The sequence below is a fragment of the bacterium genome (assembly GCA_019695335.1).
GTDB lineage: Bacteria > CLD3 > CLD3 > SB21 > SB21 > JABWBZ01.
Window position 1 is genome coordinate 25,119 of record JAIBAF010000024.1, and the last position, 21,909, is coordinate 47,027.

The 21,909-nt window shown below is 42.1% G+C and carries 22 protein-coding genes; 16 read left to right on the top strand and 6 right to left on the bottom strand.

Going from position 1 to position 21,909, the window contains the following annotated elements; all coding sequences use genetic code 11:
* Nucleotides 1–17: 17 nt before the first annotated feature.
* From K1X84_08070 to K1X84_08110, 9 genes are all read left to right on the top strand, one after another.
* A complete protein-coding gene (locus tag K1X84_08070; GenBank protein ID MBX7151581.1) occupies nt 18–1,187 on the top strand; it encodes a PA0069 family radical SAM protein in 1,170 nt (389 codons plus the stop codon).
* A gap of 152 nt (nt 1,188–1,339) precedes the next feature.
* Entirely contained in the window at nt 1,340–1,999 is a 660-nt protein-coding gene (locus K1X84_08075; GenBank protein ID MBX7151582.1) for an endonuclease III, read from the top strand.
* A gap of 93 nt (nt 2,000–2,092) precedes the next feature.
* Complete coding sequence (locus K1X84_08080; GenBank protein MBX7151583.1) at nt 2,093–2,305, top strand: KTSC domain-containing protein; 213 nt, start codon at nt 2,093–2,095, stop codon at nt 2,303–2,305.
* Between the two features lie 67 nt (nt 2,306–2,372).
* A complete protein-coding gene (locus tag K1X84_08085; GenBank protein ID MBX7151584.1) occupies nt 2,373–3,764 on the top strand; it encodes a tetratricopeptide repeat protein in 1,392 nt (463 codons plus the stop codon).
* 82 nt (nt 3,765–3,846) lie between these two features.
* Nucleotides 3,847–4,569 (top strand): DUF4292 domain-containing protein, encoded by a 723-nt coding sequence (locus tag K1X84_08090; GenBank protein ID MBX7151585.1) that lies wholly within the window; start codon nt 3,847–3,849, stop codon nt 4,567–4,569.
* Between the two features lie 2 nt (nt 4,570–4,571).
* Nucleotides 4,572–5,507, top strand: coding sequence for a glycosyltransferase (locus tag K1X84_08095; protein ID MBX7151586.1), 936 nt, complete (start codon nt 4,572–4,574; stop codon nt 5,505–5,507).
* 12 nt (nt 5,508–5,519) lie between these two features.
* Entirely contained in the window at nt 5,520–5,987 is a 468-nt protein-coding gene (gene smpB / locus K1X84_08100; protein MBX7151587.1) for an SsrA-binding protein SmpB, read from the top strand.
* 150 nt (nt 5,988–6,137) lie between these two features.
* Entirely contained in the window at nt 6,138–6,587 is a 450-nt protein-coding gene (locus K1X84_08105) for a CBS domain-containing protein (GenBank protein ID MBX7151588.1), read from the top strand.
* Nucleotides 6,587–6,946: a DUF309 domain-containing protein gene (locus tag K1X84_08110; protein MBX7151589.1), complete on the top strand. Its 360-nt coding sequence runs from the start codon at nt 6,587–6,589 to the stop codon at nt 6,944–6,946. The genes K1X84_08105 and K1X84_08110 overlap by 1 nt, the downstream gene beginning before the upstream one ends.
* Here the strand turns inward: K1X84_08110 and K1X84_08115 are convergent.
* Complete coding sequence (locus K1X84_08115) at nt 6,921–8,228, bottom strand: PAS domain S-box protein (protein MBX7151590.1); 1,308 nt, start codon at nt 8,226–8,228, stop codon at nt 6,921–6,923. The two genes, K1X84_08110 and K1X84_08115, sit on opposite strands and share 26 nt — an antisense overlap.
* A 15-nt stretch (nt 8,229–8,243) precedes the next feature.
* Nucleotides 8,244–10,745: a primosomal protein N' gene (priA, locus tag K1X84_08120; GenBank protein ID MBX7151591.1), complete on the bottom strand. Its 2,502-nt coding sequence runs from the start codon at nt 10,743–10,745 to the stop codon at nt 8,244–8,246.
* Nucleotides 10,746–10,898: 153 nt separating this feature from the next.
* On the opposite strand from priA, the gene ychF reads away from it, so the two are divergent.
* The 6 genes from ychF (at nt 10,899) to K1X84_08150 (ending at nt 18,176) form a co-directional block, all read left to right on the top strand.
* Nucleotides 10,899–11,993: a redox-regulated ATPase YchF gene (gene ychF, locus K1X84_08125; GenBank protein MBX7151592.1), complete on the top strand. Its 1,095-nt coding sequence runs from the start codon at nt 10,899–10,901 to the stop codon at nt 11,991–11,993.
* A 2-nt stretch (nt 11,994–11,995) separates the two neighbouring features.
* Nucleotides 11,996–13,102 carry a 3-dehydroquinate synthase gene (gene aroB, locus K1X84_08130; protein MBX7151593.1) on the top strand — a complete coding sequence of 369 codons (1,107 nt, stop codon included), beginning with the start codon at nt 11,996–11,998 and terminating at the stop codon, nt 13,100–13,102.
* Complete coding sequence (locus K1X84_08135; protein MBX7151594.1) at nt 13,099–13,737, top strand: LON peptidase substrate-binding domain-containing protein; 639 nt, start codon at nt 13,099–13,101, stop codon at nt 13,735–13,737. Before aroB ends, K1X84_08135 begins: the two co-directional genes overlap by 4 nt.
* A 23-nt stretch (nt 13,738–13,760) precedes the next feature.
* Nucleotides 13,761–15,350 carry a murein biosynthesis integral membrane protein MurJ gene (murJ, locus tag K1X84_08140; protein MBX7151595.1) on the top strand — a complete coding sequence of 530 codons (1,590 nt, stop codon included), beginning with the start codon at nt 13,761–13,763 and terminating at the stop codon, nt 15,348–15,350.
* A 23-nt stretch (nt 15,351–15,373) separates the two neighbouring features.
* Nucleotides 15,374–16,738: a sigma-54 dependent transcriptional regulator gene (locus tag K1X84_08145; GenBank protein ID MBX7151596.1), complete on the top strand. Its 1,365-nt coding sequence runs from the start codon at nt 15,374–15,376 to the stop codon at nt 16,736–16,738.
* A 250-nt stretch (nt 16,739–16,988) separates the two neighbouring features.
* Nucleotides 16,989–18,176 (top strand): SpoIID/LytB domain-containing protein, encoded by a 1,188-nt coding sequence (locus K1X84_08150; GenBank protein ID MBX7151597.1) that lies wholly within the window; start codon nt 16,989–16,991, stop codon nt 18,174–18,176.
* A gap of 56 nt (nt 18,177–18,232) precedes the next feature.
* On the opposite strand, the gene K1X84_08155 is transcribed toward K1X84_08150, so the two are convergent.
* Genes K1X84_08155 through K1X84_08170 form a run of 4 tightly spaced genes read right to left on the bottom strand, consistent with a single transcriptional unit; the run spans nt 18,233 to nt 21,091 of the window.
* Nucleotides 18,233–19,138, bottom strand: coding sequence for a 3-hydroxybutyryl-CoA dehydrogenase (locus K1X84_08155; protein ID MBX7151598.1), 906 nt, complete (start codon nt 19,136–19,138; stop codon nt 18,233–18,235).
* Between the two features lie 50 nt (nt 19,139–19,188).
* The gene (locus tag K1X84_08160; protein MBX7151599.1) at nt 19,189–19,713 is read right to left on the bottom strand and encodes an SPOR domain-containing protein; all 525 of its coding nucleotides are present in this window, start codon (nt 19,711–19,713) and stop codon (nt 19,189–19,191) included.
* Nucleotides 19,710–20,366, bottom strand: a complete 657-nt coding sequence (locus K1X84_08165; protein ID MBX7151600.1) for an HAD family hydrolase — start codon at nt 20,364–20,366, stop codon at nt 19,710–19,712. Before K1X84_08165 ends, K1X84_08160 begins: the two co-directional genes overlap by 4 nt.
* On the bottom strand, nt 20,363–21,091 hold the full coding sequence (locus tag K1X84_08170) for an HAD family hydrolase (protein ID MBX7151601.1): 729 nt from the start codon (nt 21,089–21,091) through the stop codon (nt 20,363–20,365). Before K1X84_08170 ends, K1X84_08165 begins: the two co-directional genes overlap by 4 nt.
* A gap of 331 nt (nt 21,092–21,422) precedes the next feature.
* Between K1X84_08170 and K1X84_08175 the strand changes: the two genes are divergently transcribed.
* Nucleotides 21,423–21,909, top strand: a 487-nt coding sequence (locus tag K1X84_08175) for a hypothetical protein (GenBank protein ID MBX7151602.1), incomplete at its 3' end; no start/stop codon positions are given.

Consider the following 21,909-nt stretch of genomic DNA (forward strand, 5'->3'; position numbering starts at 1 on the left):
ACGTCTAATTTCAATCCATGCCCATCCCCATCCAAAACAACAATGACGATCATCGTACCGTAGTTCCGACACATGAGGACGATGCGTCCGAATATAATGATTTCGAATCAATCCCGCAAAAGCAATTTACCAAAACTACCAAAGGGCGTTCGGCCGGATTCAATCCTGCCAACCGTTTCGACGAATTCCACTCCGAAAAAAGTCTTGACGATATTACCGACGAAGACGTCGATCCCGAAAAGAAAATTCCGTCCGAATATATCCGCGACACGACCAAATCAATCCTGTCCAAAAACGATTCGCCGGACATACCCTTTACGTACAGCATCAATCCGTACCGCGGCTGTGAGCACGGCTGCATTTATTGTTACGCGCGGCCGTCGCATGAATATCTCGGCTATTCGTCGGGTCTGGATTTTGAAACGAAAATTTTAGTCAAATACGACGCGGCGCAATTGCTTGAAAAAGAATTCCGGAAATCCTCGTGGAGGCCTGAGCCGATCTGCGTTTCCGGTAATACGGATTGTTACCAGCCGGCCGAACGAAAACTCCAACTTACGCGTGGGCTTTTGAAAGTATTTCTGCGATATCAGAACCCCGTTCGTCTCATCACAAAAAACTTTCTGATCACGCGCGATCTGGATATTTTAAGCGAGCTCGCTAAACTGAATCTCGTCGGAGTAATGATTTCGATTACGACGCTCGACACCGAATTGGCACGGAAGATGGAACCGAGGACAGCATCTCCAACCAAACGATTTCACGCCATCGAATTACTGGCTAAAAACAATATTCCGGTCGGCGTAATGACGGCGCCGATGATCCCCGGCCTCAACGATCACGAGATGCCTGAAATTTTACGGCTGGCATCGGAAGCCGGCGCGACCAGTGCGGGCTATACGGTCGTCCGGCTCACATGGGCTTTGAAGGCGCTTTTCAAAGACTGGTTAGAAAGAACGTATCCGACCAAAAAGGAAAAAATCATTCATGCGATCCAGGACACGCGCGACGGTAAATTGGCGTCAGCCGAATTTGGCAAACGTATGACCGGCGAAGGCGAAATGGCCGAACACATTGCTAAAGTCTTCAAAACGTTTACACATAAATACGGATTGAACAAAAAAATCGTTCGTCGGAAACCCGCGCCGTTCTTGCGCGGCGGGATTGAGCAATTTAATTTGTTTTGAAATAGAACACAGATGACACTGATGAAACGGATTATCATGGATTTTGAACGTCACCCCGAACTTGGTTCGGGGTATGTAAAGAAAACAGATATGCTGAACCAAGTTCAGCACAACACATAGACTTAAATTAAAAATTTAACATAGGACACACCATGGAAACGACCGTGAATTGGGCCGAATCTTTCAAGCCGCTGATCGAAAAATACAAAGGCCGTAAACACCCGCTTGAATACAAAAACCGTTATCAACTGGTGATCATGACGGTGCTGTCGGCGCAGGACAGCGATAAACATATTAATCAAGTCGCAATCAAGTTTTTTGAAGCGTTCCCGTCGATGAAAGAGCTGTCCGAAGCGACGCCGGAACAATTATTGCCGTATCTCGACACGGTGCGTAATTTCGGCAACAAGATCAAATGGCTGATCTCGATGGCTCGCGCGATCCAGGATGACGCGAATATCCCGCACACGATGGAGAAACTGACGGAACTTTCGGGAATCGGGCGCAAGTCGGCGAGCGTTATCATTCGTGAATCAGGCGGACCGGCGGAGGGCATCATCGTCGATTTACATGTCGTGCGCGTCGCACCGCGGCTCGGAGCCGTTACCAGCGATAAACCCGACAAAATCGAAAAAGAACTCCTCAAGCTCATCCCTAAAGATGACTGGGGCGAGATCGGCATGGCCATTTCCTTTCTCGGTAGAGAAATCTGCCGCCCGACCAATCCTCACTGCGACGAATGCCCGATGGTCGGCGTGTGCAACTATTACCAAATCACGATCAGTAAGAAAAAAAAGAAACTCAAAAAATGATTACTGTCCAACAGTGGAAAACATGTTTTTTGTGTATTTCTGATAATGGTTTTCACTTAATGCAAAGTCACAGAGATGTTTGAAATTAAAATTATGGATAGAATCGAGGTTACGTCGTCTGAGCTAAAATCGGTAGGGTACGATCAGGATCATAGTATATTGGAGGTAGAATTCCAAAAAGGGGGAATTTACCAATATTTCGATGTGCCGGCATATCAATATGACAGTTTGCTCACCGCCGAATCTTTGGGAAAATATTTCAACGCTAATATTCGATCCAATTACCGATACTCCAGAATATCCTGAATATTTTGACTCCTGTCCAACTAACAAAAACTTGTTATTTAAGGCAGAATAAAATATATTGATCACTATGAAGTTAAGAGATATTTTTCATTCTCCGATGGCGTGGGCTATCGGTTTTTTTATCTTAACGGGGTGTGCCGGCACTACTGTTTCCAAAAAAACGGAAATCGAAAAACCGCCCTACAATCCTCTAGCATTGGAACGTTTTGTAGACGCTATTATCGATGACATGATCGGCGAATCCGAATCGGCGATAAATAACTACATTGAAGCGTTACGGTATGACACTACGTCCAATGAAATTTATGCCTCGCTTGCCGGCAATTATATAGCACAAGGCAAATTGGAAAAAAGCTATGGTATAATCAATAAAGTTCTTTCCCGCGATGCGCATCATATCGAGTCGTTGGAATATCTTACGGAAATTTATATCAAATGGCACGATTATCCGCGAGCAATCAGTGCCCTTGAACAAATCACCAAGCTTGATGTAACCAATATCGATGCCCGTTATCGATTGATTGCGCTGATGGAATTTCAAGGCAAAACTCTTGAAGCTGCTAAGTATTATGAAGAATTGATTGCCATCCTTGGCCCTAACGCATTGCTGTCGTCCAAGCTTGGTGATTTGTACATGAAGAACAAGATGTATGACAAAGCCGTTAAAGTTTATTCTCAGGCATCGCAGAACGAGCCCAATAATATTTTTTTACTGGACGCGCTTGCGCAGTCTTACGTTTTCAATAGAGATGTTCCAAACGCAATTGCTACGTATGAGGTTTTAGTCAAAATTAAAGAAGACGATTTAGTGCATGCTCGCATCGGAAGTCTGGCTCTGCAAACCGCGGACTATCCCAAGGCGCTTCAACATTTCAAAAAAGCGGAGATTTCGTTTCCCGCCAGCTCAGATATTAAACGCTCTCTGGGTTTCACATTATATCAACTTCAGCGAAAAAAAGAAGCGGTTGAATATCTTGAAAAAGCGGTAGAATTCAACGGCATAGACGTATTTTCAATGAGCATCTTATCGCAATTGTATCAGGAAAATAAAGAGTTTGAAAAATCGGACGCCATGTTTGACCGCATTCTGGTTATTGATACCGGCAATGAAGCCATTCTGAATAACTATAGTTACAGTCTCGCAGTGCGCGGCGTCAAATTGGATAAAGCGCTTGAAATGATTCAAAAAGCTCTGTCCAAAGCGCCTCACAATTCTCATTACCTCGATACGATCGGATGGATATACTATCAATTGGGTCAATATGATCAAGCGCTAAAATTTGTCAATCAATCCTACAAAATCGACGATTCGAGCTGGGAAGTTGCCGACCATTTGGGCGATATTTACTGGAAATTGAAAAAAACAACCGAAGCCAAATCGTTTTGGGAAAAAGCATTGGAGATCAATAAAGATCAACCGCAAATTTTAAAAAAAATTCAATCACTCACTATAGAATAAGGCTAAACATACCTTGCTGAAAAAATTTTGTTTATTGTTTTTGGTTGTTGTTCTTTTACAAAGCTGCTCTTCAACCGGGACCGTGCGACGCGAAAAAGCTTCAATTCACGACATTACACCGCTTGAAATCGTCAAAAAAAATAACGCTTATACGGAACGGTTACGGTACATGAAAGCGGTCAGCACGTTGACGCTCGAGTCACCAAAGTCATCCAATCAATTTAGCGCGCAGATCGCCATTCGGTATCCCGATTCGGTTTACATTAAAATCGAAGGTATTCTGGGTGTGGACGGCTTAAAAGCATCTCTCAATAAAGACACCTATGTTTTATATAATATTATTAATAAATACGTCATTAAAGGTAAGACCAGTACCGACGCTATTCGCAAAACTTTTGACTACGATGTGAGCTTCGAAGAAATGGTCGAATTGCTGCTGGGATTGGTTCCGATCAAGCAGTCGGAATTAAAACAGTTAACGCAATTTGATGTGGACAGCAGTTACTATGTCATGATTTTTGCTAACGGATCGGGCACAAAAAAAATATGGATCGATCCGTACGCTGATTTTGCAGTGAGTCGAATCAATTACTACGACGCTTCCGGTGAATTGATATTAGAAAAAGAGTTTACCCGTTTTGAAAAAATAAGCGGCTTTTATTTTCCAAGATACGTTCGTGTGGTCCGTCCGAAAGAAAAGGATTTGTTGAGCCTTTACTTCGATTTACGAACGATCAATAAATCATTTAGCAGCAGCATATTCGAAATCCGCTATCCCAAAAACATCGATCTATACACACAGTAATCATGAATTCTAATCCTGAAATCTCGATAGTAATTCCGCTTCTGAATGAAGAAGAGTCGTTGTCGGAACTGACAACGATGATTGCGGAAGTGATCGGAACCATGAAACGGTCGTATGAAATTTTATTTATCGACGACGGAAGTACGGACCGTTCTTTTGAAATCATCCGGCAACTGCAATCGCAAAACGCAAATGTGCGCGCTTTAAAATTCCGCAAAAATTTTGGTAAATCAGCCGCTCTGGCTGAAGGTTTTCGAAGGGTACGCGGCCGCTACGTGATTACGATGGATGCCGATTTGCAAGATGATCCGCGTGAAATTCCGAATCTGATAAAAAAGCTTGAAGAAGGATACGACTTGGTTTCAGGCTGGAAGAAAAAAAGATTCGATCCGATTGGAAAAACCGTTCCTTCGAAATTTTTTAACTTTGTGACCGGCTTGTTGACCGGCATCAAGCTTCACGATTTTAACTGCGGTCTCAAGGCTTATCGGAGCGAAGTGGTCAAAGATGTGAGCCTTTACGGAGAATTGCATCGCTATATTCCTGCGTTGGCGAAGTGGGAAGGTTACGGACGAATTACGGAAATTGTAGTGCAGCATCACCCGAGAAAATACGGATATAGTAAATTCGGGATAGCTCGTTTCTTTCGCGGCTTTCTGGACCTTGTGACAGTACTGTTTTTGTCACGTTATGTGAAACGCCCTTTGCATTTTTTTGGTTTTATCGGCGTTTTTATCTTTCTGATCGGGCTTGGAATTAATAGCTACCTTTCCATCGATTGGTTTTTGGGTGTGCCGTTAGCCAATCGACCGATGTTATTTCTGGGAATTTTGTTGATGCTGATCGGTTTTCAAATTTTAATGACCGGTTTGATCGGCGAAATGATCACGCACAATTCTCAAAAAACTCAAGAGCATCCGGTTCGAGAGGAAATATAGTTGTCCGTAACCATGGCTGAAAAAAAAAACGACATTAAGACGATCGCTACGAACCGGAAAGCACGGCACGAATTTGAAATCATCGATACGATTGAAGCAGGAATTGCGCTCGTTGGCAGTGAAGTCAAAGCTTTACGAGAAGGAAAAGTGAATATTCAAGACAGCCATGCTCGTATAGAAAAAAATGAAGTATGGTTGTATCACGTTCATATTCCCGAATACAGACAAGCAAATTATAATAATCACGAAGAATACCGGCCACGAAAGCTCTTAATTCACCGGCAACAAATCCGAAAGCTCCAACGTCAGGTGGATGAAAAAGGTATGACGCTGATTCCCCTTTCGATTTATTTCAACGAACGGAATCGGGTTAAAGTGCAATTAGCAGTCGCCCGAGGGAAAAAACTTCACGACAAACGCGAAAGCATAGCTAAACGGGATGCGGCTCGATCTTTGCAACGAGAATTTCGGAATCGATAAAACTGCCAAAATAAAATGCGAATAGTTTCACTTTCTTGACTTCTCAAAAATCGAGCCTTATATTGTTTTCACCTTCTTGCTGATCCAATCTCGCAAAATCTTTTAATAATTTACCAAATAACGTCCAACCCAAGTATCTAGGAGGTTTGTATGAAATCCGTAAGTGATATCATTTCCGGACGCGAACTTTATTCCATTACAGTGGGAACGACTATCGAGCATGCTGTCAAATTCATGACGGAAAAAAATATTGGCGCTGTCGTAGTGGTTGACAATCAAAGCGACCGGCGTTTACGCGGTATATTTTCCGAACGCGATTTGATGAAACGCGTCGTTCTTCCAGGGTTGGATATTCACAAAACACGCATCGATGAAGTTATGACCAAAAATGTAGCCGTTGGCAATGCTAAGGAAAGTCACGATGTGTGTTTGGAAACCATGAAGCGCATTGGCTCGCGTCACTTACCGATTGTCGACGGCGACCGTCTGATCGGAATGGTCTCAATGCGTGACCTGCTTCAGGTCAATATCGACGAAAAAGAAGAAGAGATACGGATGATGAACGCCTATATTCATGATGTACCACAATCGGTCGTGTAATGGACACCGAACTGATTCAGTTGTTGTGGATGAAAGGTGTGAATCAATTTAATTCCGGCAAATTTTTTGAATGCCATGAAACACTGGAAGAAATTTGGGTTGGGCTTGAAGAAGGCGAGTCAAAAAGATTTATTCAGGGGATCATTCATTTAGCTGTCGGCCATTATCATCACGAGACCGGCAATCTGATCGGAAGAAATTTACAATATCGGAAAGCCTTTCAGAAATTACAGACCATCGATCAGATGAAAACGAGCTCTTTATTCAATTGTGATGTTCAGAAAATTCTTGATATTTTAAATCAACAAATGGGGGAACGGATTTCAATTCCGTTTATCGCGTTGGAAGCAAAATCGTAAAAGTCGATCCCTTGCCGACTACACTGTCGACGTGAATATTGCCGTTGTTTTCAGCGACGAGACGGCTGCAGATCGAAAGGCCTAAACCGAGTCCTTCGGATTTAGTGGTATAAAAAGGATTGAATATTTTTTCGAGGTTTTCTGTCGGAATGCCATTGCCGGTGTCACTGACTTCGATGGCAACAAACTGTAAATTTTTATCAAAAATATCATCAGACCAATGCAGATTAGGACTGTCGCCGACAGTGGTCATGTAAGTTTTGACTTTGAGTTCTCCACCTTGCGGCATAGCCTGGATAGCATTAAGAAAAATATTCATCAGAACCTGCTCGACTTGGTGCATGTCGGCGTAAATTTTTGGAACAATGTCCGAGAATTCTTCTCTGAATGTAATTTTTTTCGAATTAAGTTGAGCGGCTAAAAGTAAATAGACGGCATCGATGATCGATTCAATATCATGATATTCACGCGACGGTTTGACCGGTTTAGCGAATTTGAAAAAATCGGTCAAAAGATTGTTAACCCGGTCAATTTCCCTTACGATCCGTGTAACTAATTCGATTCGACGGTCACCCTCACCGAAGGATTCCTCCAAAACTTGCGCCGCTGTTTTAATACCTCCCAGCGGATTTCGCACTTCATGCGCAATGCCTGTCGCCAATTCACCTAAAGTAGCCAAACGATCCATACGCTCGACTTGTCGGCGCATAATATTCATTTCAGTCAAATCGCGGAAAGTAATAATGACGCCGAGCTGCTCGTCGTGCTCGATGAGCGGCGACGTACTGAATCCGATCGGGATGACCGCTCCGGACTTCGCTACAAGTTTTACTTCTTTACTTTCAAAACGTTTATTTTGGATCAACATGAGGTCGATCAATTGGCCATTCGTCTGAGGTTCTGCAAAAATATCGACAAGATTCCGTCCAAGTAATTCTTCAATAGAATATCCGAGCGTTTTAGCTGCCTGGGCGTTGAGAAAGGTAATGCTGCCCGTCATATCCATACAGATAATGCAGCTGCTCATATTCTGAATAATATTGCGATAAAATTTATAAACCCGCTCGATAAGCTTGTACTTATCATACAACGCAGCTTGCTCATCCAACCATTCTTTCGGAACGTTTTTCTTGAGTTCCGCAGTGGAAGGCGTTTTGGTATGAGTTTCTTCGGATTTTTGTTGTTGTTTGCGGAGGACGCGCTGATCGAGAGGAATAAGGTCGCTTAATTCCTTATTGAGAATTTCAAACGCTTCTTTTTTTTCTTCGAATCTGCGGCTCATGATTTGACAACTGATTTAAAGTAAACTATGAGGATCCATTTCGATAACCACTTCTACTTTGGAATCCCGGCACGTTGCATTGTATAACAACAAAGTTTTTTTGATAACCTCTCTTGTTAGTACGCCGGAGCGATCTAGTTTTTTACTGGTTTTGATCAGAATGTACCAACGAAAATAATTCCTGATTTTAAGAATCGGAGCGCCGGTGGGTCCCAAAATATCGAATTGATGCTGTGGCCACGCGTGTTTAGACGCCTCGTTGCGCAAAATATCGCAAAATTGCCGGCTATGGTCAACTACTTTTTTCTCATCAAGACTACGTAAAAGTATGGAAGTGAGACGAGTAAACGGCGGATAATTCAATTCTTTGCGAAAGCCGATCTCTTCTTGATAAAATGAGAGGTAATCATGCATGCGCGCATGTTTGATCGCGGGACGGTTAGGATTGAAAGTTTGAATCACGACTTTCCCTAATTTATTTTTCCGCCCTGCGCGTCCGGCAACTTGAGTCAATAATTGAAACGTTCTTTCCGATGCGCGAAAGTCGGGCAGTAATAAACTAGTATCGGCCGAAATGACGCCGACCACTGTTACGTTTTCAAAATCGAGGCCCTTCGCAACCATCTGCGTTCCCAAAAGTATTTGCGCTTCATTGGATCGGAATTTTTCTAAAATTCGTTCGTGAGACCCTTTTTGTGTTGTCGTATCGAGATCCATTCGGATGGTTTTTGTTTCAGGAAAAGTTTGCTTCAAAACCTCTTCAACTTTTTGCGTACCGACACCGAGACTGGATAAAAACGAATTCGCACATTCCGGACATTGAGTAAGCGCAGCCTGTTTATGTCCGCAATAATGACACAGTAGGATTTGGCGGGAAGCATGATACGTGAGCGTGATACTGCATCGCGGGCATTCGGCAACAAAACCGCATTGATAACATTCAATGAAGGTTGCAAACCCGCGCCGGTTTTGATACAAAATAACCTGATGATTTTTCTGAACGGCCTCGCGAATACGGTCCCGCAAAGGTTTGGAGAGAACCGGCTCCCAACCTTCAGTATGAATGAGTTTTTCCTTCCGTAAATCGACAATTTCGACCTCGGGTAAAGGTACGTCTTGAATACGTTTAGTCAGCTGCACCAGGCGGTATTTGTCCGTCTGAGCATTGTAAAACGATTCGATGCTGGGCGTTGCGGAGCCAAGAATGACCACCGAATGATTGAGCGTTGCCCTGATGATTGCAACGTCACGAGCATGGTATTTAGGTGTAGAGTCGCTCTGTTTGTAAGTATTTTCATGTTCTTCGTCTACGACGATCAATCCTAGGTTTTTTAAAGGAGCAAAAATAGCGGAACGAGCACCGATGACGATTTTAAAATCGCTCGTATGAATTTTTCGCCACGCATCGAATCGTTCACCCAACGACATACGGCTGTGCCAGACGGCAACTTGTTCACCAAAATGAGATTTAAATCGTTCAACGGCCTGCGGCGTAAGCGATATTTCCGGAACCAATACGATAGCGGTTTTTCCGGCTTCGAGAGTTTTTTTGATCGCTTCAATATAGATCTGTGTTTTGCCGCTGCCGGTGATACCGTGAAGCAAAAAAGTTTGATACTTTGCTGCATGAATAGCTTCTGCAATTTTATGAGTGATACTCTGTTGTTCGGCATTGAGGGTGATTGGGATTGGCGCGGCAAAAGGCCGGTCGTAAGGGTTACGCACTTTTTCTTTTTCAAAAATCTTGATCCATTTTTTTTCTTCAAGACTTTGCAGCGATCCGAGGGTTGAGTGCGTCGCTTTGAGCAAATCAGATTGTTTGATTTCGCGATCAGAAAGCTTAGATAAAAAACGTAAAATTTTGGCTTGTTTCGGCGAGCCTTTCAATAAAGCAAAGGTTGTCTGTATGCGTTCCGGTTCATCCACCAAAGCTTCGCTGAGTGTTACAAATTTTTCATAACGTACTGAAACATCGGCTTCGTCAATTTTTTCAGAATATTCGATAATGCCAAGGTGCTCCAATTCTTTTAAGCTTTTCGCAATGGCTTTGGTTTCAGTTTTTTTCTGTAATTGTTTAACAGTGAGATGTTTGTACACAAAAAGCGCTTTTAAAATACGCGCTTGCAAAGGCTTGCTTTTTCTAAGGGAAGCAATTTCGAATTCGCCAATGTCTTTTTTGAGATTGATAACGATTTCGCTTTGTTTGTCCAATCGCGGTGGCAGCATGATATTCAATACTTGTCCTAATGGCGTCATATAATACTCCGCCATCCATCTTGCCAGTTCAAGCAATTCATCAGAAAAAACAGGAAATGAGTCCAACATTTCTGTTAAAAAACTTGGATTGTTCACGTCAGATGAGTCGCTTAATTGAACAACAAAACCCGTAATCTTTTTTTTACCAAAAGGCGCCAATACTCGTGCACCGGCGCAAATTCGCGGCTGAAGATGATCCGGAATCCGATACGAAAAAAGTTTGTCGATAGGAACCGGAAAAGCGATGTGAGCAAAAAGCATAATGAAAATTAACGATTATTGGTTATTCAGGGTGAAATTACTAATTAAAGATTGAAACTCAAAACTCAAAAGTTTGACTTTTGAGTTTGCGATTTTTTTTATACCTTTAGCCGCATTTGTACCATAAGTTATCTTAACAAGGAAAATTCGAATATGCCTTTGAAATGTGGAATTGTGGGTCTGCCGAATGTGGGAAAGTCAACGATTTTTAATGCTTTGACGGCTGCCGGCGCTTTAGCGGCTAATTATCCGTTTGCTACGATCGAACCCAACGTCGGCGTTGTGACCGTACCGGATCATCGAATCGATCAATTGTCCGAATTATTTAAACCGAAAAAAACTTTATATACAACGGTAAATTTCGTCGACATAGCCGGATTAGTAAAAGGCGCAAATGAGGGCGAAGGTTTGGGAAATCAATTCCTGAGTCATATTCGCGAAGTCGATGCTATTGCACAGGTTGTTCGTTGTTTTGACGATTCCGACGTCGTGCACGTCGAAGGAAGCGTTGATCCGGAACGCGATATCGCGATTATCGATACAGAGCTGGTTTTAAAAGATATGGAAAGCGTGCAGAAACGGCTATCCCAGATTGAACGTACAGCTAAAACAGGCGATAAGGATGCCAAAGCGGCTTTAGAAGTTTTTAATAAAGTCAAAAAACAATTGGATGATGGGAAACCCGCTCGCCAATTGGGATTGGACGATCACGAACAAAAAGTAATAGCCGATTTATTTCTGTTGACCATGAAGCCGGTATTGTATATCTGCAATGTAAGTGAAAACGATGTTTTGATCGGTAATGCTTACGTTAAAAAAGTTCAGGAAATTGCTACAAAAGAGAATGCCCGCGTCGTTGTCATTTCCGGAAAGATCGAATCTGAAATTTCCGAATTGCCTGAAGCTGAGCGTAGGGGCTTTCTTGAAAGCCTGGGACTGAAGGAGCCCGGTCTTCATACCCTGATACGCGAAACGTATCTGTTGCTTGATTTGGTAAGTTTTCTTACGGCGGGGCCGGACGAGGTTCGGGCGTGGACAATTCATCGCGGAACTAAATGTCCACAAGCCGCCGGTGTGATTCACACGGATTTTGAACGCGGATTCATTTGCGCTGACGTGATCTGGTGGGAAGATTTGGTAAAAAATAAAACGGAACAAGCGTGCAAAGACAAGGGGCTTTTGAGGACGGAAGGTAAAGAATATGTTGTTCGCGACGGCGACGTCATGCATTTTAAATTTAATGTGTAATCATGAATGATTTGCAGGTCAATTTAGGTAATCGCAGTTATCCGGTTTATTTCGATTCGGATCGTCTTGAAAAAATTCCGGAATTGATTGCGGCCAATTTTAATTTAAAAAGTTTTATAATTACGGATACCAATGTCGAAAAATTGTATCGGGCATCCGTCACAGCGTTATTTGAAAAAGTCCGTTGTGAACATGACTGGATTGTGGTACCTGCCGGTGAGCGGTATAAGGGCCTGATTACTACGGCCGATGTGGTTGGTGAACTCCTCAAAAAAGGTGCGCATCGTAAAAGCAGTTTAATTGCTTTCGGAGGCGGAATGGTGGGTGATCTGACCGGATTTGTAGCTGCGACGTACATGCGCGGAATTCCTTACGTGCACATTCCGACTACGTTGTTAGCCATGGTGGATAGTTCCGTCGGAGGTAAAGTTGCGGTTAATCACCCGCTCGCCAAAAATGTGATCGGAGCGTTTTATCAACCGAAATTTGTTTTTGGAGATAGTAGTTTTTTGAGCACGTTGCCGAAACGTGAAATGGTTTGCGGGCTTGCAGAAATTATCAAATACGGCCTGATTGCCGAGCTTTCATTTTTTGAATGGCTGGAAACCAACTGGGAAAAAATCTTAAGTAACGATACCAAGTTTGTCCGGCAAGCCATATATACATCATGCATCATTAAATCAAAAATCGTCGAGAAAGACGAGTTTGATGCCGGGCCGCGCATGATTCTCAATTTTGGACACACCATTGGACATGCGCTGGAAAATTTAGGCGGATACGGTGCTATTAAACACGGCGAAGCGGTGTTATACGGAATGATCGCTGCGTCGTATTATTCAATGAAAATGAATTTTTTAAAGCAAGAGGACTATCGCAGGATCGAACGCATTCTGACAACCGTCATTAAAAGCCATGAAGAAAAAACGATCAGCGAATTTATCAAAAAAACTTCTTGGAAGGATATTTTGGATAAAATGTTATCTGATAAAAAATCGACCGGTTCGATGAAATTGATTGTGTTAAAAGAAATCGGCCGCGCCGAAATTCACGCCGTGACGGATCAGTCTAAAGTAGAAGAAGCGTTTGAACACTTGAAGGCCTTACCATGAGTCATCCCGTTAAACTGCCTTTGTTTCCTCTTGGAGTGGTGTTATTTCCCGGAATGCCTTTACCGCTTCATATTTTTGAAGAACGTTATAAATTGATGATCGGCGAATGTTTAAAACAGAACGAGCCTTTTGGCGTTGTGTATTATACGGGGGAAAATTTTTATAAAATCGGATGTTCGTCCGAAATTCGCCGTGTGATGGAAACGTTCGATGACGGACGGATGAATATTCTTACGGAAGGCGTAAGACGTTTTTCGATCAGCCGTATTGTAAACGACAAACCGTATCTCACCGGTTTGGTAGAATTTTTTGACGACGTGGATCACGATGATCCTGAAATGGAAGCTTTATCGAAGCGTGCCATAACATTATATAAAGACGCTGTTCGCTTGACCGCTATTGACAAAGACGTGTCCATTCCTTCGATGAATTCAAAAGAACTTTCATTTTTAATTGCGGCGAGTTCGGGTTTTAGTTTAAATGAAAAACAAGCGCTTCTTGAGATGCGCTCAACGAACGAACGATTGAAAAAGGCAACGTCGGCATTAAAACGTTTGATCGATCGTCACCAAACGACTAAAGAGATCGAAGGTATCATCAGCGGCAACGGCTATTTGCATAACAAAACGATTTGATATAAAAAAGGCTTTTAAAGTTTTTGAAAAGCGTATTATCGATTTTTAAATCACAGCAAGCAGGCGTTGCCGCACTTTTTGTGACGATCGCTACGTTGCTAAGTACCTTGTTAGGGCTTGTGCGCAATAAAGTCATGGCGCATTATTTTGGTGCAAGCATCGACACGGATATTTACAACTACGGAACAACGATTCCGGATATGCTTCAGCAAGTTCTGATTATGGGCGTGACATCCTCGTCATTCATTCCGATTTTTTCAGAATATTTAGCGCAAAAGAGCACCGATGACGCCAATAAAATGGCAAGCAGTTTTCTGAATATGACAATGGTTCTCTTTGCTGGAATATGCGTGGTAGTGGGAATCTTTATGCCGCAAATTACCGATGTGTGGCTGAAGCCCGGATTAGCGGAAGATCAGAAAAACGGAATCGTTTTAATTGCACGGATCTTCTTAGCTACGCAAATTGCTTTCGCAGTGAGTAAAATCTACAGCGGGATTTTACAAACGCATAAACATTTTATCGCATACGCTTTGGCGCTATTGGTTTACAATCCGTCGATCATATTGGGAATCGTATTATTTCATGAAGAGTATGGTATTTATTCAGCCGCTTACGGTGCGTTAATCGGGAGCTGTTTGGTTGTCCTGGTTAATTGGATCGATATTCGCGGAACGGATTATCGTTATTCTTTTGAATGGAATTGGCACGACAAGGGAGCGAAACAGATTTATTTATTAGCCATTCCAAATATTTTGAACATGGCTCTTTTACAATTGGTTTTTTTAGTGTATTCAAAAATTTCAATCAGCATGACGGAAGGCAGTTATTCAGCTTTTAAATATGCGTTTGATTTTGAAAGTTTTCCGGTCAGCATTTTCGGAATTTCATTTGTGACGGCTATATTTCCTTTTTTAGCTGAAAATGCCAGTAAGAAAAACTTTGTTAATTATAATTACAATATTCAAAATTCCATTCGCCAAATATTGTATCTGACGCTTCCGGCTGGTGTCGGCATGGCGGTTTTATCGAATGAAATTATTGGATTAGTTCTGGGCGGAGGAAAATTTGGTATAGAACAAACGAAGTTAACGGCGTCAATTCTTTTCTTTTTTGCTATGGTTGTTCCCCTCGAAAGCTTATGGTATTTATTTGCGCGCGCGTTTTATGCGATCAAAGATACTTGGACGCCATTCTGGTTTCGCTTGATCGGAACAACGATTAACTTAGTGATTAGTTATGTTTTTTCACAAATGATGGGCCCGACGGCATTTTCTCTGGGATTGTTGGTTGCATTTTCCATTCAAATTGTTCTTTTTGTTGTGGGATTGAAACGTAAAGTTCCGGAATTTGAATTGCGTAAGCCGGTTATGGATGCATCCAAGCTTCTGGCGTGTTCGTTGCTGATGGCGGTCGCCGTGGTTATTGTTAATTACACATTGACAAACGCGGAATGGATGCTTTCCAAATCATTACGAACACAGTATTTGACCCGTGCCGGTGTTGGGATTTCGGTCGGTATCGTCCTGTATCTTGGTTTGACTGTTGTTTTTAAATGCGCCGACTTTTCCGTACTGAACCGGGTGATGAATAGAGTTTTGAGGCGTGAATAAAATTACTTAAGAGGTGCAATCGCGTGGACTCGATTCTGATTGTTGACGATGAAAAAAACATTCGCCGCTCATTAGAAATGATTTTGGGAGGAGAAGATTACAAAATTTTTTCCGCTGAAAACGGCAAAGAAGCGCTCGATATCATTCATGATCAGGCGATCGATCTTGTGTTTTTAGATTTATTAATGCCAGAAATAAACGGCATCGATGTGCTAAAACAAATCAAAGATTATGAGCCGGAAGTCGTTGTGGTGATGATGTCGGGTCACGGAACGATTGAAAATGCCGTTGAAGCCGTAAAATTGGGCGCTTACGATTTTATAGAAAAGCCGCTAACCAAAGAAAAAGTCGTCATTACAGCTAAGAATGTTCTTGAAAAAATATCGCTTCGTTCTGAAAACCGTTCTTTGAGAAGTGAAATTTCTAAAAAATTTGAAATGGTTGGACAAAGCGAGCCGATCATAGCCATAAAAAATCAGATTGAAAAAATTGCACCGACTACGGTGCGTGCACTGATTCTGGGAGAGAGCGGCACCGGGAAAGAACTGATTGCTCGTGCGATCCATGACCGAAGCCCGCGGAAAAACAAACCTTTTATTAAAGTTAATTGTGCTGCGATTCCTGAAGATTTGATCGAGAGTGAATTTTTTGGCGCCGTCAAAGGCGCTTATACGGGATCCGTAGCCGATCGCGAAGGAAAATTTTCGCAGGCTCATACCGGAACGCTTTTTCTGGACGAAGTCGGTGATATGAGCCTGAAAGTACAGGCAAAAGTTCTACGTGTTTTGCAGGAAGGCGAATTCGAAAAAGTCGGCGGTACGAAAACGATAAAAGTCGATGTTCGCGTCATCGCGGCAACCAATAAAGACCTTAAAGCCGAAGTTGAAAGAAATACTTTTCGCGAAGATCTGTATTTCCGGCTGAATGTAGTTCCGATTTTCATGCCACCTTTGAGGGAAAGAAAAGACGACATTACGATTTTGTTAGATTATTTTTTAAAACAGGTCTGCGATGAGACCGGTTTGCGTCCAAAAAAATTTTCCGACGACGCTTTGGCGGCTTTGGTGCGCTATGCATGGCCGGGAAATATTCGAGAATTGAGAAACCTTGTTGAACGCGTAATGATTTTAAGTTCAGATGAAAAAATCGAAGTATCTGATTTGCCACAGGCCGTGCTTGAAAAAAATGTACCTGTCAAAAGTATTTCTTCCGGAAAGAGTTTAAAAAACATGAAGGAGGATGTTGAAAAAACGTACATTGTTCAGGCGTTGGAGCGGAACGGGTGGAATGTGACTAAGACGGCAGGAGAATTGGGCATCGAGCGCACAAACCTGCATAAGAAACTGAAATACTATAATATCTCGTCGGATAGCATTTCAGAAGAATAATTATTTGTAGAATTTGTGCATCATCAGGATTGTAAAACAAAAGAAAACAAAAACAGTCAGAAGAAGAGCTAATAGAAGTATTTCATTGGCAGAGTTGAGCATAATTACTTGTTACAATTTTGAATGAAAGAACCAGATGATGTGCAGTATTATACAATAAACTAAAATAAGCGGTCACATATTTATGAAACTTCAATACTGTCTTAAGATAGTAGGTTTATTTTTTTTGGGTTGCTCAGCCGCTCCGCGTATGCGATCCGTCACGACGTCCGATGCTGTTCCGCAAGTAAAAGTTCTCCTGCGGCAAACCTCTCAAGCCGTTGCCGTATCGGCAAACATGGCTTTTGTAGTCAAAAGTGAAGACAATCAGGACATTACTTATGTGTCCGAAGGACAAAAGATTGAATTAAAGTGCGCGCAAAATAAAATAGAAATCTATGATGCGCAAGGAAAATCACTCGGAAAAGCGGCAACGGCTACATGTTCTGCAAAGTCGGATGAAATTCGGTTCTCGACCGGTGGCAACTCCTATCGTGGACTATTGGTAGCAACCGCAATCAATGGCGAAATGATATTAATCAATGCCTTAGATATGGAGTCTTACCTGATGGGCGTTGTTCGCAATGAGATCGGAAAATTACCGATGGAGCAAATTGAAGCCGCTAAAGCGCAAGCGATTGCGGCACGGACGTATGCCGTCAAAAACCGAAATAAATATAAAACCTACGATTACGTAAGCGATGTAGGAGATCAGGTTTATCAAGGCGCATCCAGCGAGACAGATGTGAGTAATCAAGCCGTCATGGAAACAGCCGGACAGATTTTGCAGTACAATGATCAGCCAATTAATGCCGTTTTCTTTTCGACTTGCGGTGGCATCACAGCCAATGCATTCGACGTGTGGAAAAATTCAGCCAACGTGCCATATTTGCGAAGCATTCAGACAAGCTACAACGGAAAAAACTTTTGCATGGAATCTCCCTTATATCGATGGGAAATCAAATGGACAGGGGAAGAAATTGAGAACCTGATTAAAACCAATCTCCCGATAATTCTCAAAGATCAGATGCCCGGTGAAGATTTTTCAAAATTACAAAGCCAAAAGCTTTATAATCTTGCTGTTATTCAGCGTGATTCGAGCCAAAGGATTCAATCGATCAAAGTTGGTTTTACAAAAGATCAGTATACGGTTAGCGGCGAGCAGATCCGACGGATTCTTAAAGGTGAAAAATCGATATTGTATAGTTCGTTATTCAAAATCAGCATCGAACGGAATACCGACGGAACGATCATAAGCGTCACGGCTAAAGGGGCCGGCAACGGTCACGGCGTGGGTATGTGCCAGTGGTGCGCCCGAACAATGGCCAAAGACGGATATGGATTCCAGCAGATATTAGGATATTTTTATCGAGGGGCTGTGTTGAAGAAAATGTATTAAAATAAAAAGGCGAGAAAAATTCTCGCCTTTTTTTGTGAAACAGGTTTAAAAAAAATTTACTTTATATAGCTCACGATTTCTTTGTTAACGACCGGTGTTCCTGACGAATAATCATAGAAACCTTTTCCGGATTTTTTACCGTAGAAGCCGGCCATAAACATCTTCCGCAATAATGGCGGACAAGAGTACATCGGTTCGCCGTATTCTTTGAACATAATTTCTGCGATGCGGTACGTCGTATCAATACCTACAAAATCCAATAACGTCAAAGGTCCCATCGGGTATCCGCAGCCCAGCATCATACCTTTATCGATATCTTCAATAGAAGCTGTTCCGTTTTGAACCGCACGAATCGCTCCCAAAAGGTATGGAACCAACAGAAAATTAACTACAAATCCTGAGTTATCTTTAGCGCCAATAGGCGTTTTACCCAGAGCTTTTCCAAGTTCAAATGCAGTGTTGAAAGTTTCTTCCGATGTGCGCACGCCTTTGACAATTTCCACTAATTTCATCACCGGTACGGGGTTAAAGAAATGCATGCCGCAGAAACGGTCCGGACGTTGAGTCGTCGCCGCCATTTCCGTAATCGTCAGACTGGATGTATTCGATGCAAAAATGGTATGGGAAGGACAAATTTTGTCCAGATAAGAATACATTTCGCCTTTGATCTTAATATCTTCCGTTACGGCTTCGATAATAACGTCACAATTTTTGAGATCATCGAGGCTGGTTGAGCCACTTAGATTGGCTATCGTTTTATCTTTCTCTTCGGCCGTGATTTTTCCTTTAGCCGCGTTACGTTCAAGCTGCTTTTTGATATTGCCGATCCCTTTGTCGATCAGTTCCTGATTGATTTCGCGCGCAATCGTTTTAAAGCCTGACGCGGCAGCGACCTGTGCAATACCCGATCCCATCAGCCCGCATCCCAAGACGCCTATGGTTTTGATGTTTTTTACATCCATGTGATTGATCTCCTTGGATTGATGTGTAATTATTTAAATGATAAAAACGATTATTGTCCGGAAATAATAACGCGCGTCTGGATGACCCAGGCATCCAGGTATCCCACCGATTTTGCAAATTCTTTGATTTCGTCCGCAGCGGTTTTGTCGGTAAAATTGCCGATCCGAACTTTATAATATGGCTGTTCAAAATCAAGATAAACTTCTTCTGTAAATTTTTTTATCGCTTCGTCACGTTGAGCAATGGCTTCGTAATAATCTTTGGTAGTAAATATTTGGATCCGATAGCCCATGGCGGACGATTCTTTATGATCATTTCCAAAATTCGGCTGGCTCATTTCCGAATAGGGTTGGATACTCAAATCTTTTTGTTTAGGTTTGATCCTCCAACGATCGTCGAGTGAATAGGGATTGAAACTTTCATCTTGTTTTTTTTCTCCGCTTTCCTGCTTGTCTTTTACTATTTGATCATTCTTAACAGGTACGACCTGCTTTTGCTGAATTTTGCTGCTACCAGAGCAGGACAATACTAAAATCGAAACAACGCAAACTAATGTCATATTGAAATATTTCATGCTTCAATCCGGAGTACGGTTAATAACTCACTTAAACTTTTAATAACTTCGTTCACACCGTTTTGCAATAATGTTTGGGCATCGGTCGTACCGCTTGTAACGCCGATCATCCTCAATCCGGCATTGCGAGCGGCCAAAACGTCAATAACGCTGTCACCGACATACAACGTATCGCCGACCGATCCTCCCATTCGATCAATCGCTTTAATGATACCCTCCGGATCAGGTTTAAGATTTTTAACATCTTCATAACCGATGATGACATCAAACAAATCGTCCAATTGATTTTGCTGTAAAGTATCTTCGATCGTTGAACGGCGTTTAGTCGACACGATGCCAAGCGTATAGAAATTTTCATGTAAAATTTCAAGAATTTCTTCAACACCGGCAAGCATAAAAGTATTTTTAACCATCGTTCCGGTATCGGCATGATCCATGAAAAGCTGTTTACATTTTTGAATTACAGCCTGATCCTCAATGAACTGTCCAAAAGTATCTTCAAGAGAATGGCCAATCATCTTTCGTATAGCCGAAGGTTCTGCCGCTTTTGCTCCAACTTCCTTTAGTGCGTAATTGACGCAACGGATGATGCCTTCAGATGAATCGGCGAGCGTGTAATCAAAATCAAATAAAATTTGATGGATACCGTTCATCGTTTGGCTTTTTTAATCAACAAGTCCAATTCCGACAAAGTCGTCAATGTATAATCCGGTGAGATAGCTGATTTTTTTAATTTCGTGTTGTCCCGATTAATCCAGGCCGTCTTGAGGCCTACAGAGCCTGCGCCAACAACGTCTTTTTCGGGTTGATCGCCGACATATATAATATTGTTAGGTTTGAGATGTAAGTGATTAATTGCGGATTCGAACATGATCGAATGTGGCTTGCGCCAGCCGAAATCGGACGAAAAAAAAGCGAATTCAAAGTAATGCTTGATATTAAGCCGCTCAAGAACTTCCATGGAAAGAATTCCCGGCATGTGGGTATTGGAAATCACAGCAAGGCGAATTTCATGTTCTTTTAAAAATTGCAGTGTAGGCATCGCATCGTGAAAAAGCATCTGGGCATTGATCAACGGTTGAAAAAAATTGCGGACCATCAACGGTAAATTCAGATCCTTGGGAATACGATAAAATTCAGTCATCGCATTAAAAATGGAAGCGATTGAAATTTCCAAATTGGTTTTTTCAGCAATTTTTTTTTGCGGTTCATACAGACGGTAAAAAAGATCGCCCCAATCGTTTAGATTGATCCCAAGTTCCCGCTTTTTGAAAATACTGAGGTGATTTAAAAATCCTGCTTTCTCAAGCTTGGGCAAGTCGAGATTGTCCTGACGCAATAAAGTATTGCCGAGATCAAAAAGAATGGCTTGAATCATGGTTGGGATAAAAATGAATCTGTCGATTGAAAAAACCCGAACGAATGTATTTAATCTCTAATCGAAATGCAATTGAAAAGAAGCTATAAAGGGCCTCGAAAAGCAAGAAATGCTTTAAAGTTCATTGTGTTCAAAAATACAACACTTTTATAATTCAGCCTTTATTGTTTTTGCTAAAATAAGTTGTAAGTTGTTGAAAAATTTTACAAAAACATGACAAATATCATAGTTTTATTATGACGTAAATATTACAATTGAAGTGTGAAAGATTTAACATATAACTAAATATCCTTTTTAAGAGCTGTTCTAATTTATGACTGCGGAGGTTGATATGAAAAATGTATTTCGATTAGCAGCGATGATGTTACCGATAGCTATCATTGCGCTACTTTTTGTAAGCAGCTGCGAGGGACCAAGAGGACCGGCGGGTGCGGACGGCCAAAATGGCCAAAATGGCCAAAACGGCGTCGATGCGAATGAAACGTGTAAACAATGCCATAATCCTTTGCTTGTTGACAAAATTCAAGCTGAATATGAATTTTCGAAACACTCTTGGGGAGAAGCTGCATTTGAAGAAGCCGGCAATACAAGTTGTACGCCGTGCCATGCTGATCGCGGTTTCAAATATGTTGTTGAACACAATGTGCCAGCGACGTTTACGTTGAATGCGACGACACAAAAGTATTCCAATGATTATGCAACGGTTCCGGGTGAATCGCTTGGATTAATCGATTGCGCTACTTGCCATAGTTCATTACACACAGAATACACACTGGACGACATTGTTTTCACGAACACTGCTGCCGTTCCTATGACGA

What these genes read in the sequence shown, in the direction of transcription:
- K1X84_08070 (MBX7151581.1), top strand. Translation starts at nt 18, where the DNA reads ATGCCCATCCCCATCCAAAACAACAATGACGATCATCGTACCGTAGTT.
- K1X84_08075 (MBX7151582.1), top strand. Translation starts at nt 1,340, where the DNA reads ATGGAAACGACCGTGAATTGGGCCGAATCTTTCAAGCCGCTGATCGAA.
- K1X84_08080 (MBX7151583.1), top strand. Translation starts at nt 2,093, where the DNA reads ATGGATAGAATCGAGGTTACGTCGTCTGAGCTAAAATCGGTAGGGTAC.
- K1X84_08085 (MBX7151584.1), top strand. Translation starts at nt 2,373, where the DNA reads ATGAAGTTAAGAGATATTTTTCATTCTCCGATGGCGTGGGCTATCGGT.
- K1X84_08095 (MBX7151586.1), top strand. Translation starts at nt 4,572, where the DNA reads ATGAATTCTAATCCTGAAATCTCGATAGTAATTCCGCTTCTGAATGAA.
- smpB (MBX7151587.1), top strand. Translation starts at nt 5,520, where the DNA reads ATGGCTGAAAAAAAAAACGACATTAAGACGATCGCTACGAACCGGAAA.
- K1X84_08105 (MBX7151588.1), top strand. Translation starts at nt 6,138, where the DNA reads ATGAAATCCGTAAGTGATATCATTTCCGGACGCGAACTTTATTCCATT.
- K1X84_08110 (MBX7151589.1), top strand. Translation starts at nt 6,587, where the DNA reads ATGGACACCGAACTGATTCAGTTGTTGTGGATGAAAGGTGTGAATCAA.
- K1X84_08115 (MBX7151590.1), bottom strand. Translation starts at nt 8,228, where the DNA reads ATGAGCCGCAGATTCGAAGAAAAAAAAGAAGCGTTTGAAATTCTCAAT.
- priA (MBX7151591.1), bottom strand. Translation starts at nt 10,745, where the DNA reads ATGCTTTTTGCTCACATCGCTTTTCCGGTTCCTATCGACAAACTTTTT.
- ychF (MBX7151592.1), top strand. Translation starts at nt 10,899, where the DNA reads ATGCCTTTGAAATGTGGAATTGTGGGTCTGCCGAATGTGGGAAAGTCA.
- aroB (MBX7151593.1), top strand. Translation starts at nt 11,996, where the DNA reads ATGAATGATTTGCAGGTCAATTTAGGTAATCGCAGTTATCCGGTTTAT.
- K1X84_08135 (MBX7151594.1), top strand. Translation starts at nt 13,099, where the DNA reads ATGAGTCATCCCGTTAAACTGCCTTTGTTTCCTCTTGGAGTGGTGTTA.
- K1X84_08150 (MBX7151597.1), top strand. Translation starts at nt 16,989, where the DNA reads ATGCGATCCGTCACGACGTCCGATGCTGTTCCGCAAGTAAAAGTTCTC.
- K1X84_08155 (MBX7151598.1), bottom strand. Translation starts at nt 19,138, where the DNA reads ATGGATGTAAAAAACATCAAAACCATAGGCGTCTTGGGATGCGGGCTG.
- K1X84_08160 (MBX7151599.1), bottom strand. Translation starts at nt 19,713, where the DNA reads ATGAAATATTTCAATATGACATTAGTTTGCGTTGTTTCGATTTTAGTA.
- K1X84_08165 (MBX7151600.1), bottom strand. Translation starts at nt 20,366, where the DNA reads ATGAACGGTATCCATCAAATTTTATTTGATTTTGATTACACGCTCGCC.
- K1X84_08170 (MBX7151601.1), bottom strand. Translation starts at nt 21,091, where the DNA reads ATGATTCAAGCCATTCTTTTTGATCTCGGCAATACTTTATTGCGTCAG.